Origin of the sequence: Borrelia hispanica CRI, assembly GCF_000500065.1 — a bacterium.
GTDB lineage: Bacteria > Spirochaetota > Spirochaetia > Borreliales > Borreliaceae > Borrelia > Borrelia hispanica.
In genome coordinates this window covers 1-2,673 of sequence record NZ_AYOU01000073.1, presented here as the reverse complement: position 1 = coordinate 2,673, position 2,673 = coordinate 1, and the positions used below count along the sequence as shown (strand labels likewise).

2 protein-coding genes and 2 pseudogenes are annotated in these 2,673 nt (G+C 25.2%); 2 read left to right on the top strand and 2 right to left on the bottom strand.

Annotated elements, in window-relative coordinates:
• Both U880_RS09880 and U880_RS11090 read left to right on the top strand, forming a co-directional pair.
• A pseudogene (locus U880_RS09880) lies at positions 1-191 on the top strand (Mlp family lipoprotein); the annotation flags it as partial.
• Positions 192-626: 435 nt separating this feature from the next.
• Positions 627-1,367 (top strand): annotated as a pseudogene (locus U880_RS11090) (tyrosine-type recombinase/integrase); the annotation flags it as partial.
• Between the two features lie 283 nt (positions 1,368-1,650).
• Here the strand turns inward: U880_RS11090 and U880_RS0101870 are convergent.
• A complete protein-coding gene (locus U880_RS0101870) occupies positions 1,651-2,067 on the bottom strand; it encodes a DUF261 domain-containing protein (protein ID WP_024654539.1) in 417 nt (138 codons plus the stop codon).
• Positions 2,068-2,112: 45 nt separating this feature from the next.
• The gene (locus U880_RS0101865) at positions 2,113-2,553 is read right to left on the bottom strand and encodes a single-stranded DNA-binding protein (RefSeq protein WP_235047980.1); all 441 of its coding nucleotides are present in this window, start codon (positions 2,551-2,553) and stop codon (positions 2,113-2,115) included.
• Positions 2,554-2,673: the final 120 nt, after the last annotated feature.

Here is a 2,673-nt window from a genome sequence, read left to right as displayed (position 1 = left end):
AATAAATTTTTAAATGAAGACGAATCTAAAATAAAAGATGCTCTTGATCACATTCAATCAGAACTTGCAAAGTGCACAGGAGATGACGCAGCTGGTAAAAAAACACATTTAAAGAAGTAGTAAAGGGTGCTTTGAAAGAGGGCTTAGATAATTTGAAAGGACAATCAAATAGCACTTGTGGAAATAATTAATCAGACCATCAACAGAATTTAAAAACAAGATTTAAGAAAGAAAGTACCAAGATATTTTCATAAAAGTAAAAGTATAAATAAAAAGATTTAAAAAAGGTATAAGTAAACAAAATGTTAACTTAAAGTTAACACAGAAGTGGGATTTAAAAAAAGGAAAGAAATATCTCTCATTGCAAACAGATGGATTGTTAAAATGAAATCTAGAAAGAATAGACAGCAAATTTTTAAGTATTTGTTAAAGCTACCACAAAGTTTACTAGATATTTTGTGCTGCACCCTTAAATATCAGCTCTTCTGATTAAAACACATACTTTAAACATTAAATTTTGCATACAATGGAAAGACATATAATTTGACATAAATTAAGAGTATTTGCTAACATATTTATACATAATTTTACTTATTTTTATAGCATTTAGTTAACAGATAAATTACATGAAAGAATATGAAATATTAAAAGCAAAAATCAAAGAACTAAAGAAACAAAATTCAATATTACTTAAAGAAACAAGGCAATATAAGAAAGAATTATTACAAACCAAAGGCAATCCTAAATCTAAATCAATACCAATAAGATTTTATTTAAATGATAAGACCATAAGATTGGTAAAGAAAAGTATTGACAAACTTAAACAAATAGATCCAATCTCAGGATGGTTTGTTCATATACTCTCAATTACAAGTTGTAGAGGAGTAGAAATTCAAAATACAAGGCTTGATGACATAGTAAGAGAAGAAAATAATAATGGTGATATATTTTATAGTTTACGTGTAAATGTAGCTAAGAAGCGAACCAGTATTTGCATTAGAGAAGTAGTAATAAGTAAATCTGAATTTGAATCTATAGAAGAAATTCATAAACTTCATTTTAAAAATAAAGGACAAGATTCAAGACGTACTTATCTATTTCAAAAAAGTAAACATCGCTTTAAAGATAATAGAATAAATATAAGTGAGATTTCAAAACAATTTAAAGAATTACTTACAAAATCAGGATTTAAACATCGTAAATCACTACATATATGTAGAAATATATTTATTGCAACACTTAAAAGTAAAGGATACAATTCATTTGAAATTAAAGAATTAATGAAATATGCATAAACAGCTGAAATAGATAATGTTTATGGTCTTTCTAAAGCAAGTAAATTAAAAGCATATCATGATATTAAAGATGTTTTAAATAATATCAATTTACATTGTATATTCCATATATTGCTATATGATCTATACAAACATAATATTAAATCAACATATTACTATAATAAAACTAACAAAAAGAAGTTATATTCTTTTTGTTAGAATTTTTTATTTTAGAAATAAAGGTTAAAAGTAATTTAACAAATAGCTATTATATGATAATATAATTAATTTTATCAAAAATCAAGATTTGACATAATAAATAAGCATAAAAAAAAGGCATATAGCCTTTTAATAAAATAAACATATATGGAGTAAACTATATTTTTCTAAATATACTCTTAGATTTAAGATGATATTCTTGCCCTCTATCTTTAAGATAAAGAGGATCATATAAAACTTCTGTATTATTTGTTGCCATAAAATGGGCTCCTGCAATATTTTTTATATTAACTTCACTTATCTCAAATTCATCCTTTAAACATTTATAAGATTTATCCTCAATACGAACATCTCGTTTAATTCCAAAAACACTCAAAATTCTACATGGATTTAAAATATAACAATTAATCCTCATATAACCTAAACTAACAAATTGATAATAATTATTATTAATATCATTAAAGTCAAATTTGTTCTTTGTAAGTGATGATATGTAATAATGCAAAGATAAAAAGTAACAACCCCAACGTCTAATCTCTTCAATAAATCTATTATCAGTTTGTCTTAATTTCATATATCATTTAACCTCCTATATAATCCAAACCTCATTCATAAACTTCTAAAAAGGAATATCTTCATTAAATTCACAAGCAGGATCAGGAACAGGAGTAGGAATAGGAACAGGAATATCAACTTTAGGATTATGATACTTACTACCCCCACCAAACAATCTCAGTTGATCTACAAAAATAATGCTTTTAATTTTATCAATTCCACTATGTTTATCCTTATAATACTCATGTCTCATAGACCCTTGAACAACAACTTGCTTGCCTTTAAGAAGAAAATGAAGAAGAGTTTCTGCTCGCTTACCAAATAATACACAATTAAAAAATTGGGCATTATCTCTCCACTCACCTTCTCTTTTAACTTTAATATTATTAGCTATAGCAAAATTTAATATAGCTAAATTTGTACTACTATAAGATAAAAGTGAATCTCTAACTAAACGTCCTGATAATGTGATATTATTAATGTCAGACATCAAAACACCCATCATCATAAAGCCTACGTCTGATTTCCATTCTTTGGAGATCACAAGACAAATTACCTAAATATTCATTGTATTCTTTTGTTATATGATAGTCATAAACATATTTTTTAATAATATTTCTTAAAC

What these genes read in the sequence shown, in the direction of transcription:
- U880_RS0101870 (WP_024654539.1), bottom strand. Translation starts at nt 2,067, where the DNA reads ATGAAATTAAGACAAACTGATAATAGATTTATTGAAGAGATTAGACGT.
- U880_RS0101865 (WP_235047980.1), bottom strand. Translation starts at nt 2,553, where the DNA reads ATGATGGGTGTTTTGATGTCTGACATTAATAATATCACATTATCAGGA.